This window comes from Candidatus Binatus sp., from assembly GCF_036567905.1.
In the GTDB taxonomy this organism is placed as follows: Bacteria; Desulfobacterota; Binatia; order Binatales; family Binataceae; genus Binatus.
Map to the genome: position 1 here is coordinate 14746 of NZ_DATCTO010000003.1, position 14877 is coordinate 29622.

19 protein-coding genes and 1 pseudogene are annotated in these 14877 nt (G+C 61.3%); 14 read left to right on the forward strand and 6 right to left on the reverse strand.

Translation table 11 applies throughout. The annotated features are described in order from the left end of the window. The first annotated feature begins 61 nt into the window (after positions 1-61). The 8 genes from VIO10_RS00255 to VIO10_RS00290 all read left to right on the forward strand — a co-directional run bounded on the left by VIO10_RS00255 (position 62) and on the right by VIO10_RS00290 (position 4706). Entirely contained in the window at positions 62-493 is a 432-nt protein-coding gene (locus tag VIO10_RS00255; protein WP_331957805.1) for a hypothetical protein, read from the forward strand. A gap of 49 nt (positions 494-542) precedes the next feature. After that, a complete protein-coding gene (locus tag VIO10_RS00260; protein ID WP_331957807.1) occupies positions 543-863 on the forward strand; it encodes a type II toxin-antitoxin system HicB family antitoxin in 321 nt (106 codons plus the stop codon). Beyond that, entirely contained in the window at positions 860-1090 is a 231-nt protein-coding gene (locus VIO10_RS00265; protein WP_331957809.1) for a type II toxin-antitoxin system HicA family toxin, read from the forward strand. The genes VIO10_RS00260 and VIO10_RS00265 overlap by 4 nt, the downstream gene beginning before the upstream one ends. A 299-nt stretch (positions 1091-1389) precedes the next feature. After that, positions 1390-1755 carry a carboxymuconolactone decarboxylase family protein gene (locus tag VIO10_RS00270; RefSeq protein ID WP_331957811.1) on the forward strand — a complete coding sequence of 122 codons (366 nt, stop codon included), beginning with the start codon at positions 1390-1392 and terminating at the stop codon, positions 1753-1755. 36 nt (positions 1756-1791) lie between these two features. Continuing rightward, entirely contained in the window at positions 1792-2958 is a 1167-nt protein-coding gene (locus VIO10_RS00275; protein ID WP_331957813.1) for an acyl-CoA dehydrogenase family protein, read from the forward strand. A gap of 11 nt (positions 2959-2969) precedes the next feature. Then, positions 2970-3761: an SDR family NAD(P)-dependent oxidoreductase gene (locus VIO10_RS00280; protein ID WP_331957815.1), complete on the forward strand. Its 792-nt coding sequence runs from the start codon at positions 2970-2972 to the stop codon at positions 3759-3761. Between the two features lie 44 nt (positions 3762-3805). After that, positions 3806-4132: a hypothetical protein gene (locus tag VIO10_RS00285; RefSeq protein WP_331957817.1), complete on the forward strand. Its 327-nt coding sequence runs from the start codon at positions 3806-3808 to the stop codon at positions 4130-4132. A gap of 148 nt (positions 4133-4280) precedes the next feature. Beyond that, positions 4281-4706: a cupredoxin domain-containing protein gene (locus VIO10_RS00290; protein ID WP_331957819.1), complete on the forward strand. Its 426-nt coding sequence runs from the start codon at positions 4281-4283 to the stop codon at positions 4704-4706. A 21-nt stretch (positions 4707-4727) separates the two neighbouring features. On the opposite strand, the gene VIO10_RS00295 is transcribed toward VIO10_RS00290, so the two are convergent. Genes VIO10_RS00295 through VIO10_RS00305 form a run of 3 tightly spaced genes read right to left on the reverse strand, consistent with a single transcriptional unit; the run spans position 4728 to position 8454 of the window. After that, positions 4728-5510, reverse strand: coding sequence for a nitroreductase family protein (locus tag VIO10_RS00295; protein WP_331957821.1), 783 nt, complete (start codon positions 5508-5510; stop codon positions 4728-4730). Between the two features lie 59 nt (positions 5511-5569). Further along, the gene (locus tag VIO10_RS00300; protein WP_331957823.1) at positions 5570-7141 is read right to left on the reverse strand and encodes an AMP-binding protein; all 1572 of its coding nucleotides are present in this window, start codon (positions 7139-7141) and stop codon (positions 5570-5572) included. Between the two features lie 41 nt (positions 7142-7182). Continuing rightward, positions 7183-8454 (reverse strand): acyl-CoA dehydrogenase family protein, encoded by a 1272-nt coding sequence (locus tag VIO10_RS00305; protein WP_331957825.1) that lies wholly within the window; start codon positions 8452-8454, stop codon positions 7183-7185. A 559-nt stretch (positions 8455-9013) separates the two neighbouring features. Here VIO10_RS00305 and VIO10_RS00310 point away from each other — a divergent pair. The 6 genes and pseudogenes from VIO10_RS00310 to VIO10_RS00330 form a co-directional block, all read left to right on the forward strand. After that, positions 9014-9187, forward strand: a pseudogene (locus VIO10_RS00310) (DNA methylase N-4); the annotation flags it as partial. A 35-nt stretch (positions 9188-9222) separates the two neighbouring features. Further along, positions 9223-10011 carry a lambda-exonuclease family protein gene (locus VIO10_RS00315; protein ID WP_331957841.1) on the forward strand — a complete coding sequence of 263 codons (789 nt, stop codon included), beginning with the start codon at positions 9223-9225 and terminating at the stop codon, positions 10009-10011. Between the two features lie 225 nt (positions 10012-10236). Continuing rightward, on the forward strand, positions 10237-10578 hold the full coding sequence (locus tag VIO10_RS00320) for an HNH endonuclease (RefSeq protein WP_331957829.1): 342 nt from the start codon (positions 10237-10239) through the stop codon (positions 10576-10578). Between the two features lie 145 nt (positions 10579-10723). Then, complete coding sequence (locus VIO10_RS00325; protein WP_331957831.1) at positions 10724-11968, forward strand: hypothetical protein; 1245 nt, start codon at positions 10724-10726, stop codon at positions 11966-11968. 368 nt (positions 11969-12336) lie between these two features. After that, entirely contained in the window at positions 12337-12543 is a 207-nt protein-coding gene (locus tag VIO10_RS16145; RefSeq protein ID WP_349259204.1) for a BrnT family toxin, read from the forward strand. Next, complete coding sequence (locus VIO10_RS00330; protein ID WP_331957833.1) at positions 12506-12889, forward strand: BrnA antitoxin family protein; 384 nt, start codon at positions 12506-12508, stop codon at positions 12887-12889. The genes VIO10_RS16145 and VIO10_RS00330 overlap by 38 nt, the downstream gene beginning before the upstream one ends. Before the next feature lie 727 nt (positions 12890-13616). On the opposite strand, the gene VIO10_RS00335 is transcribed toward VIO10_RS00330, so the two are convergent. From VIO10_RS00335 to VIO10_RS00345, 3 genes are all read right to left on the reverse strand, one after another. Next, positions 13617-14027 (reverse strand): type II toxin-antitoxin system VapC family toxin, encoded by a 411-nt coding sequence (locus VIO10_RS00335; RefSeq protein WP_331957835.1) that lies wholly within the window; start codon positions 14025-14027, stop codon positions 13617-13619. Beyond that, the gene (locus tag VIO10_RS00340; RefSeq protein WP_331957837.1) at positions 14000-14266 is read right to left on the reverse strand and encodes a type II toxin-antitoxin system VapB family antitoxin; all 267 of its coding nucleotides are present in this window, start codon (positions 14264-14266) and stop codon (positions 14000-14002) included. Before VIO10_RS00340 ends, VIO10_RS00335 begins: the two co-directional genes overlap by 28 nt. Before the next feature lie 410 nt (positions 14267-14676). Beyond that, positions 14677-14877 (reverse strand): hypothetical protein (locus VIO10_RS00345; RefSeq protein WP_331957839.1); only part of this gene is annotated, 201 nt, incomplete at its 5' end.

A 14877-nucleotide genomic window follows, 5' to 3' on the forward strand; every position in this document is an offset into this window, starting at 1 on the left:
CCGCGGTAACCTGCCGCTTTTCGCCACCGTATGATATAGTGGCGATAACGGGTGAATCGCAATGAAAGCGATGAAATTAGTTGCCGTCTCGATTTTTGCAGCTATGGCGCTCGCGATCGCCGGCCCCGCAGGCGCCGGCGGGGTAAATGGCTCCGGCCCCGGAAATGGCGCCGGCCACGCAACCTCTGCGCGCTCCCCAAGCCACTCCGCCAATCGCGCTGGCACGGGGTATCGGGCGGGCATGAGACAGCGCAACCGCGGATTCCCTGGCGCCTACCAGAACTCCCCTTATTACCCCTACGGGAACTCCTTCTTCGGGAACCCCTTCTTCGGCAACCCCTACTTCGGCAATGAGATCGTCGAGAACCCCGATGAGGCCGACTGGGCCGAACAATGGGGGTCGCTGTACGAAGATAACGATGGCCCTTACGCGAGGTCCACTCGGGAAAACCCGCCCGGCGAGGCGCGCATGTGGGAGTTTCCGGAAAAGTAAGCGAGCCCGAGCACCTGCTCGCTTGCGCGCGGCGAAGGTCAGGACCGAGGTGGCACTGGAAAGCCTCACCGTAGTATTCTCAACTTCGATGAAGTCGAAGGGCAAGAACCAATTGGCAGCGACGGCAGCCCACGGCCCCTACCACTACACGGTCTACTTTGAGCCGCAGACCGACGGCAGTTTCGCGATAGTGTTCCCGGCATTTCCTGAGATCGTGACCTTCGGCCGGACCCTCGGCGAGGCGCGCGCGATGGCACGCGACGCGTTGCGCTGCCATTTGGAAGGGCTGCGCAAGGACGGTGAGGCGATTGTGGCCGAAACGCCGCCGGCGGGCCAGCCGATTCGCGAAGAGGTCGTGGTGGCGATTTGAGTCCGGCGCTGCCGGTTCTCAAAGCGCGCGAGGTCGTAGGCGCCCTTGAGAGAGCTGGTTTCTTCATCCACCATTCGAGCGGCAGCCACGTTCAGTTGAAACATCGCGACCATCCCGAACTTCGAATCACCGTGCCGTATCATTCCGGCGACCTGCCGCGCGGTACGCTCCGCTCGATCATTCGTCAGGCCGGTCTTACGCTGGAGCAATTCTCCGCACTCTTATGAGGCCGACTTCTCGTCGATAATTCCCTTTCGCCACTTTTGAATAACCGGATGTTGGTGCCTGAGCGCCACGCGCTGGCGCGCGAGATCCTTCGCTGCGATCAGGATGACACAAAGAAGTGAGCGACCGCTCGTATCGTGATCAACTCTCGCGGCGCGCCGGCGTACTTGCGCGTGTGGCTGCGATCGCAAAACTCGCCACCGCGCGAGGCTATCCTTGAGAACTATTTTATTTCCTGCTGATATGCGCTTTGAGGTCTGGACTTGGCGGTGCCCACGGCCCGCGGGAGGTATTTTTTTTGATGAAAGAGTTACCGGGACGATATCGGGATTTCAGGCGGCAATTTCCGGCAATCAGCGGAGCCTACGACGATCTCGGACGCATGATCGCCGAGGCCGGCCCGCTGAACGAAAAGCATATCCAGCTCATCAAGCTCGGGATGGCGGTCGCCTCTGGACAGGAGGGCGCGGTCCATTCCCATGCCCGGCGCGCGCTTGAGGCGGGCGCCAAGCCCGAAGAGGTCCGGCAGGTCGCGCTGCTCGCCATGACCACGGTCGGGTTTCCGCGGATGATGGCGGGTTTGTCGTGGATCGACGACGTCCTCAATGGGCAGGGGCTGACCCCTGCACCCGGTGTTAAGAAACAGCGTGGCGGCGGCCGGCGATAGAGCGGTTGCGATGCAAGTCGCCCGGGCGAGGGAATTATGGACTTCGAATTGAACGAAGAGCAGCGGATGTTCCGGGACAGCTTGCGGAAATTCCTCGACGCGGAGCTCCGCCCGCTCGACGATCGGTGGGGCGACCTCGAGATGACCGCGCAGCGCGCCAAGCCGCTGCTCAAGATGCTCATACCGTGGGGCTACGTGGGCGCCGAAGGAATCCTGGCCGGCGGCTCCGAACCGATCATCAGATGCGTCCAGAGCGAGGAACTGTCGGCCACTTTCCCGGGTCTGTCCGGGATGTCGGGGATAACCGCCGGCGCCACCTCGCTGATCGCCGCCAGTGCGCATCCCGACCTGGCGCAGCGGCTGGTTGGGCCGCTCTCGCAAGGCGATCTGATCGGATGTATCGCGACCACCGAGCCGGAAGCGGGTTCCGATCCGTCGGGGATCAAAAGCCGCGCCGAGCGCAAGGGCAACCATTGGGTAATCAACGGCGCGAAGAGCTGGATCAGCAACGGAAGCGTCGCCGACATCGCGGTGGTGCTGGCGCAGACCGATGCCGCCAAAGGGCCCGCGGGATTCCGCCACTTCGTGATTGACCGGCGGGAGTCTCCGTTCGACAGCCGCGAGATCCAGACGATCGGGCTGCGCTCCTTTCCCACCTCGGAAATGTTCTTCAACGACGTCGAAGTGCCGGAAACGAACGTGCTTGGCGGATGGCAGAGCGAGACCGTGTCGCCGGAACGCGCGTTCCAGCGCACCCTTGCGCTGTTTTCGCATGCGCGCGCGGGCACCGGAATGATGGCGGTCGGGATCGCGCGGCAGGCCTACGAGATCGCGCTCAAGTACGTGCAGATACGAAAACAGTTCGGCAAGGAAATCATCCGCCATCAGCTGGTCGCCGCGATGGTTGCGGAGATGGCGACTGAGATCGACGCGGCGCGCCTGCTATGCCATCGCGCCTTTCTCGCGCTCGGGCGCGGACGCGCGGACGTGGAAGCCTCGATGGCGAAATGGTATGCGACGGAAGCGGCGGTCAAAGTCGCGTCAACCGCGATCCAGTGCATGGGTGCGAACGGACTCGCCACCGAAAACCGGGTCGAGCGATGCATGCGCGACGCACGGATGCTGACGATGCCGGACGGAACAACCCAGATTCAAAAGCTGATCATCGGCCGCGCGTTGACCGGGAGATCGGCGATTCGATAAAGGAGCAGATCATGGCGGGCGGAATACTCGATCTGAAGGGGCGCATCGGCCTCGTGACCGGCGCGGGACAGGGCGTCGGCAGGCAAATCGCACTGCACCTGGCGGCCAACGGCGCGGGCGGCGTGGTGGTGAATGACTATTACGAGGAACGCGCGAAGGCGGTCGCTGCGGAAGTGGAAAAGCTCGGATGCAAGGGGCTGGCCGCGAGCTTCGACGTGACCGATTTCGCGGGCGTGATGGGCGCGTTCGAGCAGGCGGTGCGCGCGCTGGGACGGGTCGATATCCTGGTCAACAACGCCGGGAATTACGGACCCGATCCGCGCAACATTTCGCGCAAGCCGTTCTGGGAGCAGTCGCCCAACGAATGGCAGGCTGCCCTCCAGACCAATCTCTTCGGCGTGCTCAACTGCACCCGCGCGGCGCTGCCGGGGATGATCGAGCGCGCTTACGGACGGATCGTCACCGTGATTTCCGACGCGGGCCGGGTCGGCGAGCCGAATCTGGAAATATATTCCGGCGCCAAGGCCGGGGCGGCGGGATTCATCCGCGCGATCGCCAAGGACGTGGGCCGCTATTCGGTGACCGCGAACTGCGTGGCTCTCGGCACCACGCGCACGCCGACGACCGCGCGCATGCTGGAGGTGGAAGAGTACACGAAAAAGGTGCTGCGCCATTACCCGATTCGGCGCCTGGGGGAGCCGGAAGACGCGGCCAACATGGTCCTGTTCCTCGCCTCCGATGCGTCGAGCTGGATGACGGGGCAGACGATTCCCGTAAACGGAGGCTACTCATTCGCGGTTTAGATAAATCGTGGACGCGCGCGATAATCGCGCTGGCGTCGGGGTTGATGCTGTGCCTGGTAATCGCGGCGGCACGCGCATTTTCGGATCGCCCGGCCGATCGCGCTTCTCACAGCAGCGGATTGTCGGGGCCGGAGCGCGCCGTGTGCCAGCGGATACGCATACATCCGCAGTGTCCGAAGGCGCATCTGGCGTATGCGCAACTTCTCGCGCAGAGGGGCCGCAACAGCGAGGCCCGGCGCGAACTGGGCGAGGCTGAACGGCTCGAGCCGGGACTCCCGTTCGCTCCGCCGGCCACCGTGGACGAACTCGCGCGCAAGATCGGGATGAGCGAACAGATCCCCAAGCGCAGGCAAACCCAGTTCCACTTCTAGTGGAACTGTGGCCAGCGCGCGCGGATTTCAGAATAGTCCAGTTTGCCGGAAGCCGCCGGGAAACTTATCCTCTACTGCGTGGACTTCAGGCTGCAAGATTCTGAAGTCTATCCAGGGAGGCGGGACGATGATTGGGATAAGTCCTAATATGCATCGAGTTCTAGCTGCGGTGGCGGCGGCGACCGCCGTGGCCAGCTTCGGGTGCCGAACCAGCAGCAGCCCAATCACATCAGGACCAGGTGGCCGCCAAGAGCCTGCCGCGCTGGTCGTCATCAGCGACGCGCCGGCCGAGTTCATGCCGAGCACACTGACGATTAGGGCCGGCGACACCGTGGAATGGAGAAACACCGGCGGCATCACCCACAGCGTCGAGTTCGTGGGCGAGGTTATTCCGGAGGGCACGGCATCTTCGCCGTCGGGAGTCATGGCGCCCAATGAAACCTACAGTTACACGTTCACGGCGCCCGGCACTTACGCATACATCTGCCGGTTCCATGTAATTAACGGAATGATCGGCAAAATCGTCGTGCTGGCCGACGAGCCGGCCTCTGGAACCACGGCCAACACTCGCTAGACGGCGCTCACGATCCCGCGATCACTCCGGCAGATTCAGCTGCTTTGCGAGACGACGGAGTTCCTCCTTGCGGCCCGGAAGCGGCGCCGGCGCTTGCAGCATCTTGGATTTCTTCAGTTCCTCGACGACTTTAGAATCGCGCGGAAACGGATTTCCGTACTTGCCGAGGAAGTACTGCTCCTCGAACGGAGGCCGCGGCCGCTGCCCGCCCGCTTCGCGAGACTCCAGCGAGTAGCCGATGTTGAGCTGGTAGAGCGGGAACCAATCCGCGGGCGGCTTGGTGATCGCGCCGATGAGGGGTGCGGCGAACGAGGTAAGGCACGCGCCGAGCCCTTGTTCGAACGCCATCAGCAGGCCCTGGCACGCCGCGATACCGCAATCGAAAGCGGCCATCGCCGGATAGTACGGCGATTCGGTCATCGGCTTGAGGATCATCGGATACACGACCTCATCGACGAACCTGAGACTCCAGCCGTGGGTCGAAGCGATAACATTTGCCGCGACTAACTCTTTGAGACGGGCGCCCTTGACCCGATTCACGACGCCGAGGTCGGCGTAGAAGTAGATGTGCACCGGGGCGAGTTCAATAACGACGGCCTGCACGGGGTTCTTCAGCTTCTCGAGTTCGGCCTTGGGTATGTCGTCGCGCTTGACGACGATTGCGCGAAGCCAATGCGCGTTGACGGCGCACGAAGCGACGAGGCAAGCCTCCAGAATTTTCTGAATCTTTTCCTGTTCGACGGGCCGCTTGGGATCGAAGAAGCGAATCGAACGTCGCGTGCCGATTAATTCCTGAAATTCCATTGTCCCTCCTCGGGTCTCGGAAGTTGTACCGCCATTGCGCCGCCTCGATGGCGGCTGATTCATGCCGGGGTGCGTGCTCGTTCGACCTTGATGCCTGCCTGCTCGCGATCCCATGCGCCAGCGACGCCGCGCGCCTTCAGCGCAGCATATTGGATGCGCTGAGTGCCGGTCTTGGGAAGCTCATCGATAAATTCGATGAACCGCGGAACCGCGTAGTAGGCCATCCGGTCGCGACAAAACTCGATGAGATCTTCGGGACGAAGTTTCGCGCCGGGCGCCAGCACGACCGCGATCTTGACTTCATCCTCCCCGAGTTCCGACGGCACCGCGTAGGCCGCCGACTCCAACACTGCTGCATGCTGATTAACGACGGTCTCGATCTCCCAGGCGGAAATGTTCTCGCCGCGGCGCCGGATCGATGCCTTCTTGCGTCCGCAGAAATAATAGAAACCGTCCTCGTCGGTCCTGGCGAGATCGCCCGAATGAAACCATCCGTTGCGGTATGCCTCTGCGGTCGCATCGGGAAGCTTGTGATAATGACTGAGCTGGCCCTTGGGATGACGGAAGACGAGTTCGCCGATCTTGCCCGCCGGGAGCGGATTGTCGTTGTCGTCAACTACGCGGAACTCTACCTCGCCGACCGGCTTACCCATCGACCCGACGCGGTCAACGTCGTTCATAAGGAAACCGGGCGAATCGACCATTCCATAAACTTCGATGATTTTAACGCCGAAGCGATCCTCGAATTCCTTCCACACCGATGGCGGACAAGCTGCCGAGAGCACCACCCGCACTTCGTGCTTGCGATCGTCGGGACGCGGCGGCTGCTTGAGCAGAATCGGAATCATGCCGCCCAGGGTGTTGAACTCGACGGCGTGGTACTTGCGGCATTCATCCCAGAATCGCGACGCGCTGAAGCGCTCGGCGATCGCGAATTTGGCATCGAGAAGCATCGAGCCGAATCCCGAGATCATCAGCGCGTTGCCGTGAAACAGCGGGAGCGCCGTGTAGATGGTCTCGCCGGGACGCAGCTTGATGGCGCCCAGCACCGCAGCGAGCGCAGTGCTGTCTCCGCCGCTGGCGATGACGCCTTTCGGAGGCCCGGTGGTGCCCGAGGTGTACATCATGCTTGCGCCACCGGCGCCCGAGCCGACATCGACGTCGGGCTCCCGATCGGGATGCGCCATGAGCGCATCCAGAGTCGTATCTACGCCCTTGGCGGTCTTGCCGTCGGCTACCACGGTAGCTTTCAGGCTCGGGAGCGAGTCCCTTACCGCCATCACCGAATCGCGCAGCAGCTCTTCGAAGATCACCGCCGCGGAGTCGGAGTCCGCGAGCACGTGATGCAATGTCACGCCGCGCTGCGACGTGTTGACGGGAACGCTCACCGCGCCGATGAAACCGATCGCAAAGTGTATCCACAAAAATTCGGGGCGATTTCCCATCATGATCGCGACGCGGTCGCCAGGCGCGATGCCGAGCGCAAGCAAGCCGTTGGCCGCGCGATGACTGTTGCTTAACACCTGCTCCCACGAAAATTCCTGGTCTTTGAACTTGAGCCAGGTTTCGCGCGGATGCTGCTTCACGCGCATCCTGATCAGCTGCTCAATCGCTCCCTGTACGCGCGCCATCTGCGACCTCCATCGCGATCAGCCAAATGCGGCCGTGGCTGCTACGCGTGCGCGTGACCATCGGCCTCGGCCAGGATGTGTCGCGCGCCGGCCAGGCTCAGGACATCGTTGGTGCCGTCCTCGATGAGCGAGGCGCGCGCATCGCGGAACAACTTCTCGATCGGATATTCCCTGCTCAACCCGTTGCCGCCGAAAATCTGCAAGGCGTCGTTGGCCACCTCGAACGAGGCCTGCGTGCAGAAGGTCTTCGCGGCGATGGCATGTTGCAGCGAAGGCGCCCCTGACGAGCTGTTGTAAACGGTGACCGCACGCGACAGGGCGCGGCATGCCTCGACCTTGGTGAACATTTCGAACAGGTGCTTCTGCACCAGCTGATGCTCGCAGATGGGGCGCCCGCCCTGGACCCGTTCCCGCGAATAGTCCAGCGCAACCTCGTATGCGGCGCGGGCGAGCCCGGTAAAGGCGGTGGACATGCCGCCGTTGGCCATGGTCAGCGTCGCCATCGTGTGCTGCTCATAGGTATCCGAGTTCACGACCATGTAATGGCGCGGGATGCGCACGTTCTCGAAAAAGATCTCGCCCTGGTTGAGCGCGCGCTGCCCCATTTTGTTGAGCGGCTTGCCCTTCGACACTCCCGGCAGATTCAGTGGAACCACCGCGACGCCGCCGCCGGACATTCCTGTTGCTGAATGAGACGATTCGGATTCGACCCTCAGGTAGAGCGCCGCGTGAGTCGCAATGGTGCCGTTGGAAACCCAGGCCGCCTTCTGGCCGCTGATGACGTAGGAGTCGCCGTCGGCGCGCGCGACGACTTCGCCCTTCACCTTCGGATCGTGAAACTCGGGCGTGCCTACCATCAACTGATCGGATCCATGGCTGGGCTCGGTGATCGCCCAGCATCCTATGAACGCGGCTTCGCGGTCCGCGATGAACGGCTTCATGATGGTTTCGTACAGATCGGGGTTGCCGCTGGTGGCGGCCATCATGGCCGGGAAACCCGAGACACCGATGGCTATCGACAGGTCAACCGATCCCCACGCCAGTTCCTCATGCAGGATATGACTGGCGAGCGGATCGAGTCCCAGCCCACCCAGCGCGACCGGGATTCCCGCCACATGATAGCCAAGGCCGTAGGCCTTCTTCATAACCTGTCTCATCAGGGAATTCGGCGCGATGACATCCTGGGGATCGGCCATCCGATCGAGTTCGATCGCGGCCGGACGCATGACTTCTTTCGCGAAGCGATGAGCAGTCGCACGGATCGACTCGTATTCTTTCGGGACCCCGATAGAAAGTTCACGGTAAGTATCCATTGGCCTGTTTTCTCCTCGCTATGCGGCTCGAGAGAGTCGCCAGCGCATAATTGATCGGTTTTGACTTTCGATGACGGAGCATCGAACGTGCCACGCGTGGGCGCACCGGACTTCACGCAAACGCGTTAGATGCTTCATCGCGCAATTCAATCGGCAAGTCCAGAGGGAATGGAGCGAAAAGACTCAGGTGGTCGCTTTCGATACAAACCTGTCCACGGTGATGGCGACCTTGCAATTTCATCGAGCGAAGCAAGTGCTGAGGGCCTTTATCTCCGAATTCCCTGTTCTGCAGGGAAAAACAGGGAATTTGCTCGATTTGGGCTTCTACCGAGTAAAACGACCGCCGGAAATGCCAAGCTTTCTCTGAGGTTTTCGTCGAAATTCCCTACTCAACGGAACAGGGAATTTCTTCAACGCGAACAGGGAATTTTCGGCCGTCATCGGAGTTCTGGGAAACCACAAGGAACCTAACGGAAATCCGCCTATCCGTGATGGGCGCCATTGGCAAGAGCATGCCAGCCAGGACGATGAAGGCTGCGGTCCGAGCGGAAGCCCCCCGTGCGTATGGAACAAAACTAATGGGGGGATGGGGTCGCTCTATCGGTCGAAGCACGAGCTGGTGTTCGTCTTCAAGAACGGCGGCGTGCCGCACGTCAATAACATCGAGCTGGGTCGTTTCGGCCGCAACCGGACCAACGTGTGGGATTACGCCGGCATGAACACGTTTGGCGACGGGGCGGGCTCGGTTCCAGCGACGCCCCGGTCGTGATGGGCGACTCGCGGTGGATGATGCCGCGGACATTGTGGGAGATAAAGACCCGCCGAAGCGAAGAACCTGACCGCGACAATCTCGCGACCCGCCGGGGGCGTAAGCTCGAAGCGGCGGCACGGGCGGCTTACGAAGCGGAGACCGCCGAAATCATGGAGCCGCACTGCCTGTCTCACGACCACCTATCGTGGATGCGCGCTTCGTTGGACGGGCTGAACTTCGATGCCTCGCTGGTTCTCGAGATCAAGTGCCCGCTGAGCCGGCGCGATCACGCGCTCGCGCTTGAGGGCCAGGTCCCAAGGCACTACTACGCCCAGTTGCAGCACCAGCTTGAAGTCTCACGTGCCCGAGAACTGCACTACTGGTCATTCGACGGCCGACGCGGAGCGCTGGTCAAGGTCATGCCCGATCACGGGTACATAGAGAGGCTGGTACAGGCCGAAGTCGAGTTCTGGAGAAACGTCACTGAGAACCGGTGGCCGGAGCCTCGATTCAAGGAGCAAGACCTGAGCAGTGATCCGAACTGGTCGGACGCGGCGCGCCGTTACCGACGGGTTCGCCAACGGCTCGATGAACTCTCGGACGAGGAGCGCGAGCTACGCGGAAGATTGCTCGGTCTGAGCGATAGCCGGCGTGCATTTGGTGCCGGCGTTGAACTCATCCGCACGAGCCGAAAGGGCGCAGTCAACTACGGCGGGATTCCGGAACTGGAAGGAGTCGACCTGGATCGATACCGCAAGGAACCGGTCGAAGTCGTCAAGATAAATATTCTTGCGAGCTCCGGATAGTAGCCGTCAATCAAAAAACGATTCGTACAAGGGCCAAGACGCAACCGACCGATGTTATCTACTGGGTAATCGATGGACTATTTGTCTTTTCGTAATTTTCGACAATTCGAGCGAACCCGCAGGGAGATTCGGCTGCCCTGCGACCTGCTGCTCGACCAGCGGTTCAGACAGCTTCCCGACGTATGAAAATCCCACTTGCTCTGCCTGCTCATGCTGGCAGCGCGCATGGACAACGCTCTGCCGGTTAATCCGCACAAGCTCGAGTCCCTGATCGGAGCGACCGAGCCGGTGGAACTCGAGGTGCTTCGGCCATTCATTCGCTACGGCTCTCTCGACCAGCCGTGTGAGGAGGATCGCGCCGCAAGAATTCATATCCTGGACAGCGTGCGCGCGGCGGTGCTGGTACGCGACGGCGGTCGCTGCCGCAGATGTCACAGCGCGAGAAATCTGGAAATCGATCACATCGTCCCCATCTGCAAGGGTGGGGACTCGGAAGAACCCAACCTGCAAACGCTCTGTCGCCGCTGTAACCGGCGCAAATGGAAGAAGCTGGTTCCAAACATCTAAGTCATATCCTTCAGGTTCGTAACTTTGCTGACTGCGCGAGTGGCAGAATTACCCGATCCGCTCCCGCCCGTTCCAGCTCTTCCTGCTGCGGACCTATTACCGGGAGACAGGCAACAGCCCCGGCGCGCAAGCAATCCACGCCACGGTGGAGTTGTTCGAGGCGAAAGCCCTGTTTGACGGTGAGGAATTTCCCATCAATCTGCGGGTCGCAAATCACCGAGGGAAACTCTATCTCGACCTGTGCGATCGCGCCTGGCGGGCGGTCGAGATCGACGCCGAAGGTTGGCGGATAGTAAATCGACCGCCGCCGAGATTCCATCGCACACGCGGCTCGCAGCCGCTGCCCGCACCCGAGCGCGGCGGCAGTCTCGAAGAATTACGCGGATTCCTCAACGTCGACCACAAGGGATGGACTCTGATCAAGGCCTTTCTGGTCGCGGCGCTGCGTCCCAGCGTGCCCTGCCCCATCCTTGTCGCCAAGGGTGAGCAGGGAGCGGGAAAGACGACCGCGTGCAGAATAATCAGCGCGCTGATCGACCCGCGCACCGGGGCACTGCGGGGCGTGCCCCGTGAAGTTCGCGATCTGACCGCGGCGGCAAGGAACTCCTGGATCGTATGCTTCGATAACTTGAGCCATCTGCCAGAGGAACTCGCCGACGCGGCTTGCCGACTGGCCACCGGCGGCGGTTTCGGTGGCCGGGAACTCTATAGCGACCATGACGAAGCGATCTTCGACGCTACCCGTCCCATGGTGTTCAATGCGATTCCCGACCTGGGTGCCGCGCGGCCGGACTTTCTCGATCGCGCGGTGATCGTGGAGTTCCTCGACATGAAGCCCGAGATGCGCCGCGACGAGGCGCGGTTCTGGCGCGAATTCGAGCAGGTACGACCACGAATCCTGGGTGCGCTGCTCGATGCCGCCGCTGCGGGACTTAGGAACCTGCCCAACGTCAGGCTCGATCAGCCGCCGCGGATGGCCGACTTCGCGATCTGGGTAAATGCGTGCGAGAAAAGCCTCGGAATGAAACCAGGCGAGGCCCTGACTGCCTACCAGTCCAACCGCGCCGAGACGCACAACCTGGCGCTTGAGTCCTCACCGCTGTACGAACCTGTTGCCCAACTGGCCCGGGAGGGCTTTAGCGGGACGGTCGCAGAACTGCATGCGCGGCTCAACTGCATGATGAGCGAAAGCATGCGCCGTTCGGTACGCTGGCCCAAGGCGCCCAATGCGCTGAGCAACGCGCTGCGCCGCATGGCAAGCAACCTCCGCGCTGTCGGAATTCAGATCCAGTTCAGCCGCGCCGATACCGGCGGCAGACGCGTAGTATCCCTGGTCTGCGCTTCCGAACCCCGGAAAAGATCGTCAGTGATCGTCAGTGACCGTCAGTAGCCCGCATCGAAGGAACGCAAGCAACTCTGCCAGCGGCTTGCGCGCTGGCGATCGATGTTGACCAATCGCCTTCTCTCGCGCGGAGAGGTGCCAAGTGGTCGAAGGCATCAGATTGCTAATCCTGTGGGCACCTTCTGCCAAATAATACCAGACCATGGAACCCCCATAAATCAAGGGTGTTTTCGGTTCGAACATCATGCCAGATCATCTCACGCCAGATCACCTCTTCGCGGAGGAAAAGTCTCCCCAATCCTTTGTTTGTTTAATTTTCTTGACTATGTACATAATTATGGATACAAAGATCGATAGACTTTGAGTGGGACGAGAAGAAACGCGCGATCAATCTGGCGGACCACGGCCTGGATCTGATCGAAGCAACCAAGCTGTTCGACGGACGTCCGGTATTCACATACCCGTCCCCACGTCACGCCGAGGAACGCTTTGTGACCGTCGGGCTGTTGACGAATAGATTTTTCGCTGTCGTATGGACCGAGCGCGTGGAGGCCATCCGGCTTATTTCCTTCAGGAGGGCAAGAGATGCGGAAGAACGAAAATACCGCACGATTTTCGGCTGACAAAATCAGACGCAAAATTGCGCGTGGTGAGAGCAAGACAGACTGGAAGCGCGTCGATGCGATGTCCCAGGCGGAGGTTGAACGGCTCGCCGATAAGGACGAAGGTCCCTTGTCCGCAGGCTGGGAAAGCACCGTCATGGTTGGACTACCGCCCGCCAAGCAGGATATTCACATTCGCCTCGATGGCGATATTCTCGACTGGTTCAAGGCGCGCGGCAGAGGCTATCAGACACGTATTAACGCGGTCCTGCGCGCTTTTGTCCAGACGCGCCGGCGGGTGGAACGAAAGACTACAACCCGAAGTCGGGCGCACCGCGCCAAGGAGGCTACATCACAGAACAATTGAGGAAACACGCCATGAAAAAGACAACGCAGTGTAGTAGCCCTCTGACGGCCACGATTCACGAAACAGCCGAACGCCTCCACGCCGGCGGTCTGATGAACAAGCTGACTATGAGCGGTAACGTGTTCGCGGACATTGGATTTACGCGCCTACCGAAGCACCAAGGCGCCCAACGCGCTGAGCAACGCGCTGCGCGGCATGGCAAGCAATCTCCGCGCCGTCGGAATTCAGGTCCAGTTCAGCCGCGCCGATATCGGCGGCAGACACATAGTATTCCTGGTCTGGGCTTCCGAACGCCGGAAAAGATCGTCAGTGATCGTCAGTGACCGTCAATAACCCTGTCAGCACACATCCGAAAAGCCGACTCCCGAGCAGGTTTTGGCCAGGTATTTCCTCGAAAAACATGGGAAAGGTCTAGCGATTCGGTGATGGCTGCTTGTCACTATTGCCACTGACGATTCCTGACGATCTTTTCCGGGGTATCAAGACATCGCCCCCTGACGGCTTTAATCCGACGTCTTTCCCGCCGGCCCAAAGAGGGGCCGGGACGCATGTCATGGCCACCGAGCGTGAGGAAAATGTTACTTCTCCAGGCGATTTAGGCGACACTTCCCCCTCTGCCTGCGGAGCAAAATCGGGGTATCGACCCCCAAGGCGGACCGGTACCCCGGTGAACCCGAAAGCGGATGAGAATATAATAATGACGATCCCCTCTCCTCTCTTCGTCCGTTCAGCGGGAGTGACTCGCGGAGCGGATGTCGGTCTTGTCGAAATCATCGCCCTTGAACAAGAGCGCCCTGCGGTGATTCTTGGCCACGGCGTAGGCGAAGCAATCACCGAGGTTGAGCTGCGCGGGATGGCCGCGTCCTTTGCCATAGCGCGAAAACGCAGAGAGTGCCGTCTCTGCTTCCTTCGCAGTGATCGGAACGAGCTCGACCCCGGCCACTTCTAGAAATTCGCGAACATCATCTTCGGCCTCCTCGACGCTGGCGTGCCGCTTGCGGCAGATGCCCACCGCGGCCTCGAAGAGAGCGATCGGCGAGGTGATGGGTGCGCGTGCCGCGTCCAACAGATCGGCCAGTGCGTCGGCTTCCGGCTCACGAGTGAGAATAGCTACGATGGCAGAGGCATCGACGAACACCAGGTGTTCCCGCCTAGCTCGTCGTAGAAAGCCTTGTCCGCCTCGAGTCCGGTGGCCGGCCTGGCCAGCACTCTTTGCTGCAGCGGGCGAAGCCTTTCGCGCAGAGGCAGCGCCTCCTCGATGCGCCGCAGTTCATTCTCCAGGGCCATCTTCACCGCCTCGGTCTTATTCAGGTGCTTGCGCACGGCCAGTTTCTTGGCGAGCTGATTGACTGCTTCGTTGCGAATGTTGAGTGGCACTGCAGCCCTCCTGTGTGGTCGTAAAGATATTATCGTCTATACGAGAAGACAGCAAGCGCAAGAGAGTTGGTCCCCGCCGGCTACGGCCCAGCGGCGGGATTGATTACCCGCAGGCCGGAAAAATATCTACGGTAAAAACCTCCATCGCGCGTCAGCAGCCGGTCGGCGGCGACCAGGGCGTGAGCGCCGATCAGAAAATCGGCCGCGATCCGGCGCGCGGGCCTCCACCTGCCCGGTAGCGGCGCCAGGCGTCCGCTGCCTTGCCAGCGGCTGGAGCAGGTGTTGGCTGAACTGGGACGAAAATTTGCAGCGCCGGATGACGATGGTATCGCGCTGACATTCGAGCCGGCGCAGGGGAACCTGGCCGAAATGATCGGCAGCTCGCGGGGCCGATGGTGAGCGGCGTCTGGCTACCAGCCCAAGCGGACCGACACAGTCGTGGAAATCGGCTGCGGCGTACGACGCCTGACGCGCGCGGGCGCGTCCGCGGTGGTGTCGATTGCGGCGACACAGCGATCGCCGCCATAGGCCACGCTGTCGATTCCGATATGGCAGTTCCGGAATAGAGAAGCTTCAGCGATGAAAGGCGGTCGCGCTCCTTTTTTAGGAGC

Excerpts from the sequence above, each read along its gene's own strand:
- VIO10_RS00255 (WP_331957805.1), top strand. The coding sequence starts at position 62 with ATGAAAGCGATGAAATTAGTTGCCGTCTCGATTTTTGCAGCTATGGCG.
- VIO10_RS00270 (WP_331957811.1), top strand. The coding sequence starts at position 1,390 with ATGAAAGAGTTACCGGGACGATATCGGGATTTCAGGCGGCAATTTCCG.
- VIO10_RS00275 (WP_331957813.1), top strand. The coding sequence starts at position 1,792 with ATGGACTTCGAATTGAACGAAGAGCAGCGGATGTTCCGGGACAGCTTG.
- VIO10_RS00280 (WP_331957815.1), top strand. The coding sequence starts at position 2,970 with ATGGCGGGCGGAATACTCGATCTGAAGGGGCGCATCGGCCTCGTGACC.
- VIO10_RS00285 (WP_331957817.1), top strand. The coding sequence starts at position 3,806 with ATGCTGTGCCTGGTAATCGCGGCGGCACGCGCATTTTCGGATCGCCCG.
- VIO10_RS00290 (WP_331957819.1), top strand. The coding sequence starts at position 4,281 with ATGCATCGAGTTCTAGCTGCGGTGGCGGCGGCGACCGCCGTGGCCAGC.
- VIO10_RS00295 (WP_331957821.1), bottom strand. The coding sequence starts at position 5,510 with ATGGAATTTCAGGAATTAATCGGCACGCGACGTTCGATTCGCTTCTTC.
- VIO10_RS00300 (WP_331957823.1), bottom strand. The coding sequence starts at position 7,141 with ATGGCGCGCGTACAGGGAGCGATTGAGCAGCTGATCAGGATGCGCGTG.
- VIO10_RS00305 (WP_331957825.1), bottom strand. The coding sequence starts at position 8,454 with ATGGATACTTACCGTGAACTTTCTATCGGGGTCCCGAAAGAATACGAG.
- VIO10_RS00315 (WP_331957841.1), top strand. The coding sequence starts at position 9,223 with ATGGGCGACTCGCGGTGGATGATGCCGCGGACATTGTGGGAGATAAAG.
- VIO10_RS00320 (WP_331957829.1), top strand. The coding sequence starts at position 10,237 with ATGGACAACGCTCTGCCGGTTAATCCGCACAAGCTCGAGTCCCTGATC.
- VIO10_RS00330 (WP_331957833.1), top strand. The coding sequence starts at position 12,506 with ATGCGGAAGAACGAAAATACCGCACGATTTTCGGCTGACAAAATCAGA.